The organism is Plantibacter sp. H53, assembly GCF_001650455.1.
GTDB classification, from domain to species: domain Bacteria; phylum Actinomycetota; class Actinomycetes; order Actinomycetales; family Microbacteriaceae; genus Plantibacter; species Plantibacter flavus_A.
The window spans coordinates 215,385-231,953 of the sequence record NZ_LWCT01000024.1 but is presented as its reverse complement, the minus strand read 5'-3'; the positions used below and the strand labels follow the sequence as shown (position 1 = coordinate 231,953).

At 69.9% G+C, this 16,569-nt stretch carries 17 protein-coding genes; 12 read left to right on the top strand and 5 right to left on the bottom strand.

The genetic code is table 11. The annotated features are described in order from the left end of the window. Positions 1-205 precede the first annotated feature (205 nt). The 7 genes from A4X17_RS12460 (at position 206) to A4X17_RS12430 (ending at position 6,402) form a co-directional block, all read left to right on the top strand. On the top strand, positions 206-1,189 hold the full coding sequence (locus A4X17_RS12460; protein ID WP_064295977.1) for a TerC family protein: 984 nt from the start codon (positions 206-208) through the stop codon (positions 1,187-1,189). Positions 1,190-1,316: 127 nt separating this feature from the next. Beyond that, complete coding sequence (locus A4X17_RS12455) at positions 1,317-2,996, top strand: S8 family serine peptidase (RefSeq protein WP_064295976.1); 1,680 nt, start codon at positions 1,317-1,319, stop codon at positions 2,994-2,996. A gap of 61 nt (positions 2,997-3,057) precedes the next feature. Next, on the top strand, positions 3,058-3,747 hold the full coding sequence (locus tag A4X17_RS12450) for an SOS response-associated peptidase (RefSeq protein WP_064295975.1): 690 nt from the start codon (positions 3,058-3,060) through the stop codon (positions 3,745-3,747). A gap of 128 nt (positions 3,748-3,875) precedes the next feature. Then, positions 3,876-4,526: a TetR/AcrR family transcriptional regulator gene (locus tag A4X17_RS12445; protein ID WP_064295974.1), complete on the top strand. Its 651-nt coding sequence runs from the start codon at positions 3,876-3,878 to the stop codon at positions 4,524-4,526. Positions 4,527-4,583: 57 nt separating this feature from the next. Beyond that, positions 4,584-5,369 carry an MBL fold metallo-hydrolase gene (locus tag A4X17_RS12440; RefSeq protein WP_064295973.1) on the top strand — a complete coding sequence of 262 codons (786 nt, stop codon included), beginning with the start codon at positions 4,584-4,586 and terminating at the stop codon, positions 5,367-5,369. Positions 5,370-5,449: 80 nt separating this feature from the next. Further along, complete coding sequence (locus tag A4X17_RS12435; protein WP_197479075.1) at positions 5,450-5,971, top strand: hypothetical protein; 522 nt, start codon at positions 5,450-5,452, stop codon at positions 5,969-5,971. A 41-nt stretch (positions 5,972-6,012) separates the two neighbouring features. Next, on the top strand, positions 6,013-6,402 hold the full coding sequence (locus tag A4X17_RS12430; RefSeq protein WP_064295972.1) for an MmcQ/YjbR family DNA-binding protein: 390 nt from the start codon (positions 6,013-6,015) through the stop codon (positions 6,400-6,402). Between the two features lie 18 nt (positions 6,403-6,420). On the opposite strand, the gene soxR is transcribed toward A4X17_RS12430, so the two are convergent. Beyond that, a complete protein-coding gene (gene soxR / locus A4X17_RS12425) occupies positions 6,421-6,888 on the bottom strand; it encodes a redox-sensitive transcriptional activator SoxR (RefSeq protein WP_304440865.1) in 468 nt (155 codons plus the stop codon). Between the two features lie 276 nt (positions 6,889-7,164). Continuing rightward, positions 7,165-8,436 carry an HNH endonuclease signature motif containing protein gene (locus A4X17_RS12420; protein WP_064295971.1) on the bottom strand — a complete coding sequence of 424 codons (1,272 nt, stop codon included), beginning with the start codon at positions 8,434-8,436 and terminating at the stop codon, positions 7,165-7,167. Between the two features lie 178 nt (positions 8,437-8,614). Here A4X17_RS12420 and A4X17_RS12415 point away from each other — a divergent pair, with 178 nt between their 5' ends. Both A4X17_RS12415 and A4X17_RS12410 read left to right on the top strand, forming a co-directional pair. After that, positions 8,615-8,911, top strand: coding sequence for a hypothetical protein (locus A4X17_RS12415; RefSeq protein ID WP_064295970.1), 297 nt, complete (start codon positions 8,615-8,617; stop codon positions 8,909-8,911). A 10-nt stretch (positions 8,912-8,921) separates the two neighbouring features. Continuing rightward, positions 8,922-9,437 (top strand): hypothetical protein, encoded by a 516-nt coding sequence (locus tag A4X17_RS12410; protein ID WP_139205434.1) that lies wholly within the window; start codon positions 8,922-8,924, stop codon positions 9,435-9,437. Between the two features lie 23 nt (positions 9,438-9,460). Here the strand turns inward: A4X17_RS12410 and A4X17_RS12405 are convergent, their stop codons facing one another. From A4X17_RS12405 to A4X17_RS12395, 3 genes are all read right to left on the bottom strand, one after another. Next, positions 9,461-9,652: a YbdD/YjiX family protein gene (locus tag A4X17_RS12405; RefSeq protein ID WP_064295968.1), complete on the bottom strand. Its 192-nt coding sequence runs from the start codon at positions 9,650-9,652 to the stop codon at positions 9,461-9,463. Further along, complete coding sequence (locus tag A4X17_RS12400; RefSeq protein WP_082916134.1) at positions 9,652-11,973, bottom strand: carbon starvation CstA family protein; 2,322 nt, start codon at positions 11,971-11,973, stop codon at positions 9,652-9,654. Before A4X17_RS12400 ends, A4X17_RS12405 begins: the two co-directional genes overlap by 1 nt. A 78-nt stretch (positions 11,974-12,051) precedes the next feature. After that, complete coding sequence (locus A4X17_RS12395; RefSeq protein WP_255376694.1) at positions 12,052-13,023, bottom strand: LacI family DNA-binding transcriptional regulator; 972 nt, start codon at positions 13,021-13,023, stop codon at positions 12,052-12,054. A 146-nt stretch (positions 13,024-13,169) separates the two neighbouring features. On the opposite strand from A4X17_RS12395, the gene A4X17_RS12390 reads away from it, so the two are divergent. The 3 genes from A4X17_RS12390 to A4X17_RS12380 are packed head-to-tail and all read left to right on the top strand — an operon-like array spanning position 13,170 to position 16,560. After that, positions 13,170-14,219, top strand: coding sequence for an alpha/beta hydrolase (locus A4X17_RS12390; protein ID WP_064295966.1), 1,050 nt, complete (start codon positions 13,170-13,172; stop codon positions 14,217-14,219). Next, positions 14,216-15,232: an alpha/beta hydrolase gene (locus A4X17_RS12385; protein ID WP_064295965.1), complete on the top strand. Its 1,017-nt coding sequence runs from the start codon at positions 14,216-14,218 to the stop codon at positions 15,230-15,232. The genes A4X17_RS12390 and A4X17_RS12385 overlap by 4 nt, the downstream gene beginning before the upstream one ends. Beyond that, positions 15,232-16,560 carry an MFS transporter gene (locus A4X17_RS12380; protein WP_175116868.1) on the top strand — a complete coding sequence of 443 codons (1,329 nt, stop codon included), beginning with the start codon at positions 15,232-15,234 and terminating at the stop codon, positions 16,558-16,560. Before A4X17_RS12385 ends, A4X17_RS12380 begins: the two co-directional genes overlap by 1 nt. Positions 16,561-16,569: the final 9 nt, after the last annotated feature.

Sequence of the window (16,569 nt, the reverse complement as noted above, 5' to 3'; positions counted from 1 at the left end):
CCCTGAGCCTGTCGAAGGGCGAATTCCCAGGCACCCCTCCCACCCCTGACCTACACTTGTCGGAGCAGGGGGAGTACTCCTTCGCGACATGCTCGTCAGTACGGATCCGCCATCGGGTCCCGGGGTGTCGGCTCTCATCGAGAGTGGAGAAGACCGTGTTCCGACCATCGCGTCGGAGTCCCGTCCTCGAGCCCCTGGAGCCACCATGGCCGTCACCCCGCTGATCTGGATCATCACCATCGGTGTCACGATCCTCTTCTTCGTCTACGAGTTCTTCGCGCACGTGCGGAAGCCCCACGAACCGACCATCGCCGAGTCGGCACGCTGGTCGATCTTCTACGTCAGCCTCGCCCTGTTGTTCGGTGTCGGCATCGGCCTCGTCTCCGGCTGGACGTACGGCGGCGAGTACTTCGCCGGGTACCTGACCGAGAAGGCGCTGTCGATCGACAACCTGTTCGTCTTCCTCATCGTGATGGCCGGGTTCGCCGTGCCGAAGGCGTACCAGCAGAAGGTGCTGATGATCGGCATCATCATCGCCCTCATCATGCGCGGCGCGTTCATCGCCGTCGGCGCCGCACTCATCGACAACTACTCGTGGATCTTCTACCTGATGGGCGCGCTGCTGCTCTTCCTCGCGTACCGCCAGGCGTTCGGTAGCCACGAGAGCGACCCGGCCAACGGCAAGGTCGTCGGATTCGCCCGCCGCATCCTCCCGATCACCGACACCTACCACGGCGACCGACTCTCGGTGAAGATCGACGGCAAGCGCTTCTTCACGCCGATGCTGCTGACGATCGTCGCCATCGGGTTCGTCGACCTCGTGTTCGCGGTCGACTCGATCCCCGCGATCTACGGCCTCACCGAGGAGGCGTACATCGTGTTCACCGCCAACGCCTTCGCCCTGATGGGTCTCCGCCAGCTGTTCTTCCTCATCGGTGGTCTGCTGGAACGCCTCGTCTACCTCGCCCAGGGCCTCGCCGTCATCCTCGCCTTCATCGGCGTGAAGCTCGTGTTCCACGCCCTCCACGTCAATGAGCTGCCGTTCATCAACGGCGGTCAGCACATCGACTGGATCCCCGACATCCCGATCTGGTTCTCGCTGCTCTTCATCGCCGCGACCATCACCGTGGCGACGGTCGCCTCGCTCGCGAAGACCCGCCGTGACGCACGGGCCGGCCTCGAGCGGTAGTCCACGACGGTCCTGCTCGCGGCACCGGTGATCCGTTTTCCGCAAGAACCGCCGGCCTGAGGAGATCCTCTGTCACGATCTCCTCAGGCCGGCCGCCGTGGGGCGGCCGTCGCGATGAGGAGTGACGATGGGTGTGCTTCGCGGCAGCGTGTCCGGTGTGCTGGCGGTCGTCCTCGCCTGCGGTGCCGTCGGCGCCGGCACCCTCCCGGTATCGGCCGTCCCTGCCACGACCGCGGCTGCCTGCCGTTCGCTCCCGGCACCCGCCGTCGAACTCCTGCATGCCGGAGACGCACGGACGGCGTTCGGCGTGGACGGTTCGGGGGTCCGGGTCGGGATCATCTCCGGATCCTTCGGAAACGCCGGCGCGGAGGCCGTCGCAGCCGACGTCGCCGCAGGACTCCTCCCCGGGCCGGGGAATCCCTGCGGCTTCGGGACGCCGGTCTCCATCCTGAACGACCCGCCGGTCGGCCAGGACGACGAAGGACGGGCGATGGCTCAGCTCGTGCACGGGATAGCCCCCGGGGCAGAGATCCTCTTCGCGTCCGACAGCGCCGGGTACCCTGCCGCCGTGGACCTGCTCGTCGCCAATGGTGCCTCGGTCATCGTCGACGACGTGCAAGGCGGCGAGGACCGTCGCTACCGGACCGGTCCCGGCGAGGCGGCCATCCGTCGGGCGGTCGACGCCGGTGTGTTCGTCGTCACCGCGGCCGGGAACTTCGCCGTGCCGGGCGCACCCGGTTTCCCGAGCGCCGGGTCTCCGATCGGGTCCTGGGCGACCGACCGCTACCGCCCCACCGATTGCCCGGGGAACGTCTCCGAGCTGTTCGACGCCGGTTCCGTCGACTGCCTCGACTTCGACCCCGGTGACGCGGTCGACTCGGCCATGGGGGTCACGCTGCCGGCCGGTTCGATCATGGTCGGCTCGCTCGATTGGGGCGAGCCCGACGGCGGGGTGTCCACGGAATTCGAGTACGTCCTGTCAGTGGAGGACCGGACGATCCCGTTCCCGGCGGCGGACCCGCAGCTCGCCACGGGCACCGCACCGCTGCAGAACCTGTCGGACACCGAACAGTCCGAGGTGCAGGTCAGTGTCGTCCGGCACCTGACGGCCACCGCGGCGACCCCTCCCCTCGCCCTCACCTGGACCCCGTTCCCCGGCCGGCCGGAGCTGATCGCGCAAGAGTACTTCCGGTCGACGGCGACGGACATCGTCGGCGCAGCCCTCTTCGGCCACCAGGCGACTCCCGAGGTGTTCAGCGTCGCAGCCGTCGACGCGGCAAACTCCACCCTGGAGACCTACTCCTCCCTCGGGCCGTCGACCATCCTCTTCGGCGTCCCGACACCCGTCGTCGTCCCCGGTCCGACCGCAGCCGGTGTCGACGATCTCCCCGTCTCGACGACCGTCCTCACCGGCTCCGGCAACTTCCGGGGAACCTCGGCCGCGGCCCCCACCGTCGCTGCTGCAGCAGCGCTCGTCCGTCAGCTCAGGCCGGATCTGACGCCGGGTCAGGTGCGAGCAGCGCTCACCGACCATGCGCGTCTCGACACCATCACCATCCCCTGGGACCCCTCGATCCCGACCGAACGTTCGGTCGGCGCGGGCCTGATCGACGTCGGCGCGAGCCTGCAGGCCGTCTCACTCCCGACCCCTCCGGGGCCCACCACCGTGTCCGAAGCGGCGATCGACGCCCTCCCGCCGACCGGGCTCTCGGGGACGGCGCTGCTCGCGACCGTCGGTCTCGCAGGATCGCTCGCCGGGGCCGGGGCGTGGCTGCTCCTCGGACGACGGCCGAGGCGTCGGGCCTGACCCCGTCACGAGGCCCGGTCCAGGCCTCGACCTCACGGTTCCCCGCTCCTAAGCTGAGCCCATGTGCGGTCGCTTCGTCGTCACCGATTCCACGTCCACCCTGCTCGCGGACCTCGTGGCCGAGTTCGAAGCGCCCGCGCCCGACTACAACGTCGCGCCCACCACCGAGGTGACGGTGGTCCGCACCCGGCACGAGGAGCGGACCGCGACCAGCGCCCGTTGGGGTTTCGTCCCCGGCTGGGCCAAGGACTTCGCGAAGCAGCGCCCGCAACCCATCAACGCGCGGATGGAGACGGTCGCGACCGCCTCGATGTTCCGCAAGGCCTTCGCATCGGCACGGTGCATCGTCCCGGCGACCGGTTACTACGAGTGGGTGGTCACCGAGACGGGCAAGCAGCCCCACTTCATCCACGACCCCGACGCCGAGCTCGCGATGGCGGGCATCATCAGCGCTTGGCCCGACCCGGCCAAGGCGGAGGACGACCCCGACAAATGGCGGTTGTCGATGGCGATCATCACGCGGGACGCGCACGTCTCACCGGGCGAGGTCCACGACCGAATGCCGGCCTGCCTGACCCCCGACGGCTACGACGACTGGCTCGGCGACCACCTCGACACCGACCAGCTGTTGCAGCTACTCGACCGCGAGTCCTTCGCGGTCGCCCACGATCTCACCCACTACGAGGTCACACGCGACGTGAACAACGTCCGTAACACGGGCCCGCACCTCATCGAGCCGCTCCCGGGCTGAGTGGTCGGCGCGGGCGGTCGTCGAGTTCCTCAGCTTCCTCACAGACGATCGTCTAAGCTAGACGAGCGTCTGACTCAGACGATCGTCTAGCGGCCCGAGCCCGGGCCCTCCACCTCGAAGGAGCGCTCGTGAGCGGTCTGCGCCAGTACGCGATGAACCAGGTCCGCGACGAGATCATCGACGCCGCCGGACTCGAGTTCGGCCGGAACGGCTACGCCGGGACGTCGTTCTCCGGCATCGCGTCCGTCATGGGCAAGCCCAAGTCGGTCATCGGGTACCACCTCTTCCCGTCGAAGCGGAGCCTCGCGCACGCGGTGATCGCGGAGCAGGACGAACGGTGGCAGGCGGCGGACGCACGGATCGGCGTGCCCTACGGCGCGCTCCGTTGGGTGACGATGATCCTCGCCTCCGCGCAGGAAGCGCAGCGGTCCCCCATCGCGATGGGCGCCATCCGGCTCCTGCACGAACTGCCGCGGATGGACGATCCGGTCTACACGGTGTTCGACTGGCGGGCCTACACGCGTACGAACCTCCGCATGGAGGCCGCAGCGCACGATCTCGACCTCCCCGACCTCGACGGCGTCGCAGACGTCCTGCTCGACGCCTGCTTCGGACTCGTCACCACGACGGTGGGCGACGACGATGCGGCCGAGCTCAGTGAGCGACTGATCACCCTGATCCGGCCGATCCTCGCGACCGTCGATCCCGCCGGCGCCGCAGCCACGACGACCGCCGCGGCGGCCGCTCATGAGCTCGTCGCCGGGCCAGCTGAGCACTGACCTCCCCGGGCATCGACCCCTCCCCCGAACCCCGTCTCCGCAATCGGAAGGACGCCCATGTCCCAGATCGACGCCGTGCCGAACGGCACCACCCGCAGCACCACGGTCGCGGATCGCGTGCACCTCGTGCAGGGCCCGTCCGTCAACTGGATCATCGTCGAGGGTGACCTCGGGCCGGTCCTCATCGACACCGGCTACCCCGGCGACGGTGCAGCCGTCACCGCGACCCTCGGCGCGCTCGGCTACGCGGTCGAGGACGTGCGGGCGATCCTGCTCACCCACGGACACAGCGACCACATCGGCAACGCGACGTTCATCGCCGGGTTGGCGGAGTGTGACATCCTCGCGTCCCGCGACGAGATCCCCAACGTCCGCCGGGAGGTGCTCGAGCAGGTCGGGCTCGCCGACGTCCAACCCCACCTCGAGCGTCCCGGGGTCGCCGACTGGGTCAGCCACGCCGTCGAGGCCGGCGGACTCGAGGTCGTGCCGCCGACGTCGGTCACCGCGATCGAGGACGTGCCCGAGCTCCGGGCGATCCTCGGGGTCGCGGTCCGCCCGCTCCCCCTCCCCGGCCACACGCGCGGGCACCTCGGGTTCCTCCTCGTCGAGCATGGTGTCCTCGTCGCGGGCGACGCGCTCGTCACCGCCCACCCCACCAGCCCTCACGACGGCCCGCAGTTGCTCCCCGAGATGTTCCACGGCGACCTGCAGCGCGCCCGCCAGTCGTTGACCACGCTGGCCGGACTTCCGGCCTCCGTCGTGTTGCCCGGACACGGCCCGGCGTTCTTCGGCTCGCCGGCGCAGGCAGCGGCGGAAGCCCTCGCCTTCGGGAGTGCGTTCTGAACCTCCGGCTTCCCGTCGGACCACTGCGATAGCGTTGGTCGCGTCCCCGAACCCGGATCCCGAGCCACGAGGAAGTGACCATGAAGAACCCGTTCCGCCGCGACGGCAGCCCGAACGATGGCAGCCCGGTCGATGAGCAGACCGACGTCCCAGAGCAGCCGAACCAGGGCCGCACCCTCGAACCCGCTCCCGAGGTACTGGCCGAGCTCGACGCACTGAACGAGGCCTGCCGGGCGGCGCCGGACGACATCGACGCGCAGATCCGGCTCTGGCGGGCGGTCGCCGCACTCGACCGGTGGGTCTTCATCAACCGCGGTCCGGAGGACGACCCTCGGCCCTATGCGATCGCCGCGGAGCCCGGCAACCTGCTCTGCATCTACAGCAGCGGGACGCGGGCGCAGGAGGCCGCCTACGCGAACGGCCTGGTCCCGTCCGATGCCACGGTGTCGCTGCTGGCGGTCCCGATGCCGGGCGCGATCGACTGGGTGCTCTCCTTCGGTGAGTTGGGCGTCGCCGGCGTGACGATCGACTACCCACGCCTGGGCGCCTGGTCTCCGCTCCCGAACCTCGCCAGGCTCCGTCCGGCAACCGGCCAGGGCTGACGCCGACACCGACACCGACACCGACACCGCGGAGGATCACGATGCACGGCTCGGAGCTGCAGGAGCGGGCGGCTCGCCGCGCCGACGAACTCCCCGGTGCGGAGCTGACGCACCCGTTCGGCGAGGAGTGGGACGTCTACAAGGTGCGCGGCAAGGTCTTCATGCTGCAGACGGGGGCGACGGGCGAACCCATCGTCACCCTGAAGGCGAGGCCCGAGGACAGCCGCAGCCTGCGCGAGGCCTTCCCCGACATCGTCCCCGGCTACCACATGAACAAACGACACTGGATCTCGCTCAAGCCGGACGGCGAGCTCGAACCGGCGTTCGTCGACGACCTCGTCACGGAGTCGTACCTGCTCGTCGTCGAGGGGCTGCCGAAGCGGCTGCGGCCGGTCGATCCCAACACGTTCGGGCAACGCCGCGAACGCTGAGCACCGGGCCGGCAGCACTCAGACCGGGATGCGCCTGGCGCCGGTGCCGGTGTCGCCGAGTTCGTCGTCGGGGTTGAGGAGCGTGCACGCCTTCATCGACAGGCAGCCGCAGCCGATGCAGCCGGTGAGCTCGCGTTCGAGTTGCTCGATCCCGCGCCGACGCTGTTCGAGGACCTTCTGCCAGCGGCGAGACGCGCGCTGCCAGTCCTCGTGACTCGGGGTGCTGGAGAGTGGCACGTCGGCGAACGCCTCCGCCACGTCTTCGAGCGGGATACCGAGTCGCTTCGCGACCGAGATGAGCGCGACGCGGCGCAGCATGTGGCGGGGGTATCGCCGCTGGTTGCCGGTGGTCCGCTCGGAACCGATGAGGCCGAGCCGCTCGTAGTAGTGCAGTGCCGACACCGCGACACCGGTGCGACGGCTCATCTCGCCGACACTGAGCAACTCGTCGGGGCTGTGCACCGCGTTCCAGCAGCTTCCTCGAATCGACCTCAAGCGACCTTGAGGTACAGCTCGTCTCGACGCTACAGGAGCCGCGCATGTCCGGGCACACCTTCTCGCCCGCTGAGCGTGCGACCCGACCGCCCTTCGACAGGCTCAGGGACCAGGTGTGTTTGTCGCGCATCTCCCGGTCGCTGAGCAAGTCCTCCCCGGTCACTGAGCTTGTCGAAGTGCTCACGAGGATGCCCCACCGTCCCCGACACACCTCTCCCGGTCACTGCGCCTGTCGAAGTGCCCACGAGAGACCCTTCGTCGGCGGGGTCAGAACGGGGCGGGGTCCGGTTCGGTCCGGTGGTGTTTCCCGTCGGGTGTCGTCCACTCGAGGACCCCGCCGGGTCTGTGGTCGAGGTTCCAACCGGGGAGATGCTTCATCCGGTGATGATGTCGACAGAGACAGGCGAGGTTCCCGACATCCGTCGTCCCGCCGTCCTCCCACGCGACCGAATGATCGAGGTCGCAAGCCCGGGCCCGTCTTCCGCAACCGGGTGCCCGACAGGTGCCGTCCCGCAGGCGTACAGCGCGTTGGAGGTCGGCCGGAACGCGGTACTGATTCCGCCCGACGGAAAGGACCGCGCCGGTCTCGGGCTGGACCAGGATCCGGGTGAAGCTGGGGGCGTTCACCGCGATACGTGCCGCGGTCTCCGGGTCGATGGGGCCGTAGCCGTCGAGCATGCCGGGTGCATCGGAGACGCCGGCCATCGTGAGCGCCGGGACCGTGATCTGCACGGTCGGTTTGATGTGCTCCTGCACCTCGATCGGGTGCGGGAGCGCCGGGCTCGACATGACGTCGTCGGGTGTGACGCCGGTGAGCGCGAGGGCTGCGAGGGCGTCAGCCTGCAATTGTGCGCAGGTGCGGGTGTCACCCGCCGAGCGTGACTCGGCCGCGGCCGCATCGACCCGCTCGACGATGCCCTGCGCGATGGGCGCCGTGGTGAAGAGATGCACCCAGGCCATGCCGTCCGCTGCGGGCTCGAACTCCACCCGGCGGTCCGCCTCCGAGCGGATTGCTCTAGCGGTGATGGACTCGGGGTGGAGCCGCTCCCGGAGCACTCGGGCGTGCCTGCGAAGGTTCGCGTTGGTGGACGCTTCCGCAACCGGCAGGACTTCCGCGAGGAATACTGGCCGCCCTTCGGTCGGGACGTCACTGAGCTGGTCGATGATCGTCTGCGCGTGCCTGGCCGAGATCCGGCCCGCTTCAAGGGAGGCGAGCACGGCCGGCGCTTCGTTGACGAGCCGCTCGGCGTCGTTCGTCGCACGCTGCACGGTCCGCTCAGGGGTGCGGGTCGCCATCGCGAGCGCCGCACACGTCGAACGACGGGAGAGGGCCTGCCGTTCCGCCGGCGGGAAGATCGCCGGGACCGTGGCGTCGGCGAAAGCGTCCGCGTAGGCGGCGGAACGGGCGAGGAGCCGGGCCTCCTCGGCGTCCAGCGCCGCACGCCGACGCTGGATGTCCGCGTAGTGGTCCGAGAACTCCGCGAGGCGTGCGGCGTGCTCGTCGCTCGCGCGGATCGCGGTGAGGGTGGTCTCGGTCATGGGACAAGTCCACCATGGACCACTGACATTCCAGATGCCGAGTGAGGGTGACTGTGGAAGTTGCTCGTGTGCCCTTCGACAGGCTCAGGGACCGGGACAGGATCACCGGAGCAGGAGGTCTCTCGGCAGGCACAGGAAGGGGTTCGTCCCGGAACACGACGTTCCGTAGGCTGGAGGGGTGAAGCTCATCGCCACCGTCCGCGACCGCGCGACCATCACCACCGAAGCCTCCGCACCCGACGTCGCCGCTCTGCGTGCCGCTGTCATCGCCTCCACCCCTCCCGGGCACGCCCTCGCCGGACTGCACGGCGGTGGCCGAGTGAACGGCGACCTCGTCGGCACCGCGGTCTTCCGTCCGACCGCCACCCGCACCATCGAGGCCGAGGGTCGCGACTACCCGAGCGCTCGCAAGGCACTCGAGGCACTCGTGCCGGAGGAGCAGGTCGTGCTCTCCGTCCACGCGGTGGACCAGTAGGGACTCCGGCGTGAGCGGCCACGCATTCTCCGTGGGATCGATGGTGCGCTTCCATGAGGTCGTCTCACCGCTTCCACCGACCGACACCCTGACGGCCATGCTGTCGACGCTGCAAGCGGACGGCTTCGCCGTGGCTCCAGAGGAGTTCACCGCCGACCCCTGGACCATCCGCTACGCCGTCATCGGCGACGACGCCGCCTCGAACTGGAGCGGGTTCGCCCTGGAGGTCGTGCCGCTCCTCTCGCTGCTCGGCGTGCGCCGGCCGTTCGCCCGGTGCGCGGTGCCCGTCGCCGTCCGGCCGACCGAGTACGGCTCCGTCCTCCACACGACGACGGTGTGGGGGTTCAAGGGTGAAGCCAGCACGGTCGGTATGGTCGCCAAACGCGTCGCGGCCGCCACCGAGCAGGCCACCCGGGTCGTCGGCGGGACCCACCGGGCCACGCTCTCGATGATCGACCGCACCGTCCCGATCGACGGCCGGCGCTTCCAGCGGCTCACCGGCTGGAAGCAACGCTCACGGGCCTGAATCGCATCGACAGCAGCCGCCACTCAGCAGCAGCGCGAGCCCGGCGTCCGGTCCTGCTCCGCGAAGCGCTCTCGCCAGAACGTGCGCTCGTCCGGAACGGCTGCGTCGGGATGGACGCGACGCTGGTGATCCACGTAGGTGGCGTAGGCGGTGTCGCCCATCAGCGAGGTGACGAACCACCGCAGCGCGGCCCAGCCCCGTCGTATGCCGGCCATCAGTGCCCCGACCGCGCGGGTCGCTTGTCGGCGTCCACGGTCGACCACTCGCGCTCGAGCGCCTTCTCCGCCTTCGTGGCGAGGAGACCCGACGGCGCGTACCGGCGCGACGGCAGCGCCGGATCCTCCGAACTCGGCCCGCCACCCGAGCGGAACGACCGCGCCGTGTGGAGGATCGCGAAGAAGATGACGATGATCGCGAGGGTCACGAACAGGATCGAGAGCACTCCCTGCACGGTGGTGTTCCGCACGACCGCCTCCATCGCCGCCCGCGTCGGCGCATTGCCGAAGCTGTCCTCGCCCGCCGCGAGCGCCTCGCGGAACGCCGCGTTCTGCGCCCAGTAGCCGACGGCCGGAACCGGCGAGAAGATCTTGAACATCGACGCGGTGATGGTGACCACGGCGGTGAAGGCCAGCGGGACGGCGACGATCCACAGCCACCGGAAGTTCCCGCGTTTCGCCACGATCGCCATGCAGACGGCGAGCGCGATGGCGGCGAGCAGTTGGTTCGCGATGCCGAACAACGGGAAGAGGGTGTTGATGCCGCCGAGCGGATCGGTGACGCCCATGATGAGGATCGCTCCCCACGCCGCCACCATCACCGCAGTGCAGATCCACGCTCCGATCCGCCAGTCCGGGTCGCGGAACTTCGGGATGATGTTGCCGAAGGTGTCCTGCAGCATGAAGCGCGCCACGCGCGTCCCGGCGTCGACGGCGGTGAGGATGAACAGCGCCTCGAACATGATCGCGAAGTGGTACCAGAACGACATGAGCGACGTGCCGCCGATGAGTTGCTGCATGATGTGCGCGAGGCCGAGGGCGAGCGTCGGCGCACCGCCGGTGCGGGAGACGATCGACTCCTCCCCCACGTTCGCCGCGGTCTGCGTGAGCACGTCGGGCGTGAGGTTGACCCCGGCGAGACCGAGCGAGTTCACGAACGCGACCGCCCCCTCGACGGTGCCACCTGTCGCCGCCGCGGAGGAGTTCATCGCGAAGTAGATGCCGCGGTCGATCGACAGTGCCGCGACGAGGGCCATGATCGCGACGAACGACTCCATGAGCATGCCGCCGTATCCAATGAAGCGGGTCTGGCGCTCCTTCTCGATCAGCTTCGGCGTGGTGCCCGAGGCGATGAGCGCATGGAAGCCGGAGAGGGCGCCGCACGCGATCGTGACGAAGAGGAACGGGAACAGCGAGCCGCTGACGACCGGGCCGGCGTCGCCACCGGCGAACTCGCTGAACGCCGGGACCGTGATCTCCGGGCGGACGAGGACGATCGCTCCCGCGAGCATGACGATCGTGCCGATCTTCATGAACGTGGAGAGGTAGTCACGTGGTGCGAGGAGCAGCCACACCGGCAGGATCGCGGCGACGAAGCCGTAGACGATGATCCCGACGGCGATGACCGTGCGGTCGAGGGTGAACGCCGCGGCACCCCACTCGGTCTCGGCGACCCAGCCGCCGGCGACGATCGCGAACATGAGCAGGACGAAGCCGATGATCGAGATCTCGGTGATCTTGCCCGGCCGGATGAACCGCAGGTACACGCCCATGAAGAGCGCGATCGGGATCGTCATCGAGACGCTGAAGACACCCCACGGGCTCTCGCCGAGCGCGTTGACGACGACGAGGGCGAGGATCGCGACGATGATGACCATGATCGCGAGCGTCGCGATGATCGCCGCCGTCCCGCCGATCACGCCGAGCTCGTCGCGCGCCATCTGGCCGAGGGAGCGGCCGCCACGGCGCATCGAGAAGAAGAGGACGAGGTAGTCCTGCACGGCACCCGCCAGGATCACGCCGATGATGATCCAGATGGTGCCGGGCAGGTAGCCCATCTGCGCCGCGAGCACCGGGCCGACGAGTGGACCGGCACCGGCGATCGCCGCGAAATGGTGGCCGTAGAGCACCCGGCGGTCGGTGGGGACGAAGTCCTTGCCGTTGGCGAGGTACTCGGCCGGGGTCGCTCGTCGGTCGTCGGGGCGCAGCAGCTTGCGTTCGATGAGCTTCGAGTAGAAGCGGTAGGCGATGAGGTAGGTGCAGACCGCCGCGAAGACGAACCAGATCGCGTTGACCGTCTCACCGCGGACGAGGGCGAGCATCGTCCAGGCGAGACCGCCGAGGAGGGCGATGGCGACCCACAGGATCACCTTCGCCGGGGTCCATCTCGGGGCGAGGTCGGCCTCGTCGACCGCCGTGGGCGGCAGCTCCGGATCCTGGACCAGGACGGGTTCCGCCTCCCCGCCGCCCGCGGGCTGCACCGCTCCGTCCCGCCCCGATCCTGCGCGTGCTCGGTCCTGTCGTCCGGCGTCGTTGCCCATGACGATTCCTCCCTCAACGGTGGTTTTCGTGCGTCGAGGCTAACAGCGTCGCGGCGGCGGGCGCTCGCGGGGTCGGGGTCAGACGCGGAAGGTGGTGCCTCGGACGACCAGGTCGGGTGCGAGCTGGACCGATGAGACGCGGGCGTGCTCACCCGAGAGCCGACCGAGCAGGAGATCGAGCGCCGCGTACCCGGACTCCTCGAACGGCTGGCGGACGGTCGTGAGGTCGAGTGCCGACGCCAGCGGTCCGTCGTCGTAGCCGACGAGCGAGCGCCCCTCGGGCAGGTGCGCGCCGGTGACGCGGAACGCCCGATGCGCGGCGGCGGCCAGCTCGTCGTGGTTGGCGACCACGGCGGTCGCTTCCGGGTCGGCCCGGAACGCCCGCTCGAGCGCGGCACCGACGGCTTCGACGAGGTCCGTCGCGGCGACGTCGGCCACGGCCTCGGAGACGGAGAGCAGGTGACCCAGGCCGCGCGCCCGCAGCATGCCGGCCGACACGTACTCCTCGGAGCGTTGCGGTTCGTGGAGGAACACCACGCGTTCGTGACCGAGCTCCGCGAGATGTCGAGCGATGAGTTCACCACCCTGCTCGTCGTCGATCAGGACCGAGGGCAGCCCGAGCCGCCGCTGCGCGCCGTCCGGGACGTCGACGAGGACGACGGGCGGGCCGGGGAGCGCCTTCGACTCCAACGCGGCCGGTGACAGCGGCACGCCCATCACGATGATCCCGTCGATCCCCGCACGCATGGGAAGCGCGTCGAGGACGGGACTGTCGCTCCCCGCCGCCGAGGGGAGGTCGTGCACGACGATCTCGACGGAGTCCGTCGCGGCGCGCTCCATGAGCCCCGACAGTCGCCGGTAGTAGGAGGCGTAACTCGAGAACGGCGCCGCGACGGCGATCCGCTGAGCGCCGCTCGCGGCGACGCCACCTCGGTAGCCGAGCTCCGTCGCCGCGGCGATGACCGATCGTCGCGTCGCTTCGTTCACGCGCTGCGGGTGGTTGATGGCCAGGGAGACGGTGGAGATGCTCACGCCGGCACGCTTGGCCACCGCGTAGATCGTGGCCTTCTGCGGTCGCTCGTCTATGGCGCACCTCCTCCGTCGATCCTAGCCCGTAAAAAGTTCTTTGATCGAAGTTCTTCGATAACGGATACTCGAACCGGACACGGCATCGATGCCGGGATCGGAGGAACACCATGGCTCGGAGCAAGCCCACCGTCGACGCGTTCGTCACGGCGGTCACCGGGCGTCTGGCATCACTGCAGCAGACGCCCGAGCCGAAGGATCCCGTCGGCCGGCGTGCACACGCGGCCGCCTTCGACCGGGTGTCCTCCGAGGCGCTCGGCACCGAGACCCTCGTGGCGGCGACCGAGGACCACACCGTCCACGTGCCCGGCCACCCTGACGCACGGCTCCGCGTCTACTGGCCCGACCAGCAGCGACTCCCAGCCCTCGCCGACGGTGCGTCCGGTGGTCGGCCCGTCCTCGTCTACTTCTTCGGCGGTGGCTTCACGATCGCCGGGATCGACTGGATCGGTTGGGATGCCGGGTTCCGTCGCCGCGCCAGGGAGGCCGGTGTCATCATCGTCGCCGGCGAGTACTCGTTGGCCCCGGAGGTCCGGTACCCCGCGCAGCCGGAGCAGTGCTGGTCCGTGTTCGAGTGGGCGGCCGAGCACGCACGTTCACTCGGCGGCGACCCCGACCGACTCGCGATCGGCGGTGCATCATCGGGCGGGAACCTCGCCGCCGCCGTGACCCTCATGAACCGCGACCGCGCCAAACGACCGATCCGGCTGCAGCTGCTCGAGGCGCCGTCACTCGACCTGACCCGCGGACACCTCGACGCCCGGGGGATCACGCAGGTCCCGGGTGCCATCCTGCGTCGCCTCGCGCGCCAGCTCGTGCTCCAGTACCTGGGGCCGGACCGGGCGACGCAGCGCGAACCGTACGCATCGCCGCTCCTCGCGACCGACCACCGGGATCTGCCGCCGGCCGTCATCTACACGGCGGAGATGGACCCGCTCCGCGGAGACGGCGAGGCCTACGCCCGCGTGCTGAGCGAGGCCGGCGTGCCGGTGAGCTGCGTCCGGTACATCGGGCAGACGCACACCTCCGGCGGGCTGACCGGTCACGTCCCGGCGGCAGACCACCTGCATCGCGACGTCATCACGACCCTGCGGACGCTGCACGAGGAGCCGGCGAGCTACGGTGCGCCGCTCCGCGAGCCGGCGGAGGCCTCGCGGTGACGTCCGTGGAGGAGCTGCGGCTGGATCCGGGTGTCCTCGCCTGGGCTGGGCGGATCGAGCAGCACGCGGAGCAGCTGCCGGCACTCCGCTCCTCGGACCTGGTCCTCCGTCGGCAGGCGGCGCGGCGGCTCTCCGACCTCCTGGCGGAGGAGTTCACCGAACCCGCGCCGCCGTCGGTCGAGATCACCACGAGCTGGATCGACGGACCGGCCGGGCCGCTCGAGCTCCGCCGATACCGCCCGGAAGGACTCCCGTCTCCGGCGCCGACCCAGCTCGCGCTGCACGGCGGCGGCTTCACGTCGGGCACCGTCCACGAGCTCCTGAACGACCGGCTCCTCGCCGCCCGGGCGCTCGCCGCCGGGATCCAGGTCGTCGCGCTCGGATACCGGCTCGCACCCGAGCACCCCTATCCGGCCGCCGTCGACGACACCGTCCACGCCCTTCGGGTCCTGACGACCGAAGCGGGCCCGAGCCGTTTCGACATCGACCCAGGCCGCCTGGGCATCGCCGGCAACTCGGCGGGCGGCGGGATCGCGGCGAGCGCCGTCCTCCACCTGCGTGACTCGAGTGATCTCCCGCTCGTCCATCAGGCGCTCGAGGTCCCCGCGGTGTCGCTGACCCCATCGGGCGACTCCGCCACACGGTATGCGCGCGGGTTCGGACTGGACGACGCGGAGGCACTCGTGCCGCTGTATCTCGGCAGTCCGCGGGCGGTGGACGCCTACGCCTCCCCGCTCGAGGCCGACGACCTCTCGGGCCTGCCGCCCACACTGATCCAGGTCGCCGAGCACGACCCGCTCCGCGACGCAGGTCTGGCGTACGGACGCCGACTCATGGAGGCGGGGGTTCCGACGATGACGTGGATCGGGCACGGGCACGTCCATGCGTCTGGTGGTCTCACGGCCGTCATGGAGGGGGCGAGGGAGTGGCAGGCGGTCCAGGCCACCGCGCTCCGTGAGGCCTACGGGACGAACCCGCTCACGCCAGAGCCGATCCAGCCGAGGAGACGATGATGTCAGCTCACACCCCACCCACCGGTCCGTCCACAGAACCCGCCGAGCCGGAGCCGCGGATCGGTGACGCCGTCCCCGTCGCGGCGGTCGATCCGGACGCCGTCCCCGGGTCACCGCAGGCACGCGGCTTCCTGCCGCTGTTCGTCCTGGCCTGGTTCGGGGTCACGCTGGCGCTCGGCACCATCAGCGGTGCGTCGATCCCGAAGGCCCTCGCCTTCCTCGACGACGCGACGAAGGGGACGAACCTCTCGATCGTCGCGGCGGTCGGTGGCATCGTCATCATGATCATCACGCCGCTGTTCGGCCGGCTGTCCGACCGTTCACGTTCGCGCTTCGGGATGCGGCGACCGTGGATGCTCGGCGGCGCGATCGTGGCGCTCGGTGGGGTCGCGATCCTGGCGACGGGTGACAGCCTCGCGGTGACGATCCTGGGCTGGAGCATCGTGCAGCTCGGCTTCGGTGCGACGAACATGGCGGTGCACGCGCTGCTCGCCGATCAGATCCCGGCGCGGATCCGAGCGCGTGTCGCGGCCGCCGCCAGCGTTTCGGGCGGGCTCGCCCTGATCGTCGGTGCGCAGATCGTCGCCGCCCTCCCGAATGACGCGCGGTGGACCTGGTTCGTCGTCCCGGGCCTGATCGGCGGCGTCCTGAGCACCGCGCTCGTGTTCGGGCTCCGGGACATCGTGCGGACGGTACCAGCTCCGCCGCTGCGCCTCGCCGACGTCCTGTCCACGTACTGGCTGAACCCCGTGCGCTACCGCGACTTCTTCTGGGCTTGGGCCTGCCGGCTGCTCGTGACGATGTCGATCGTCTCGGTGTCGATCTACCTGTTGTTCTTCATCATCGACCAGTTGGGCATCCCGAAGGAGCAGGCATCGGGGGTCCAGGCGAACGCGCTCATCATCTTCACGGTCGGGAACATCGTCATGACGGTGCTGTTCGGCTGGATCTCCGACCGGACCGGGCGACGGAAACCGATCGTGCTCGTCTCCAGCCTGCTGAGCGCCGTCGGGCTCGGGGTCGCGATCGTCTCCCCCGACGTCACCGTGTTCCTCGTCGGCATCTTCATCGTCGGAGCGGCTCAGGGAGCCTACGTGTCCGTGGACATCGCCCTCATGACGGAGGTGTTGCCGTCGTTCGACGAGGCCGGCAAGGACCTCGGCATCGTCTCCCTCTCGTACCAACTCCCGCAGCTGCTCGTACCGATCGTCGCCGTCCCCCTACTCGCGCTCGGTGGCGGGGAGAACTACCACGCGCTGTATCTCGCGGCGATCGTGTTCGCCGTCCTGGGCGGACTCGCCGTGCTGCCGATCAGGTCCGTGCGATGAGACCGGCAC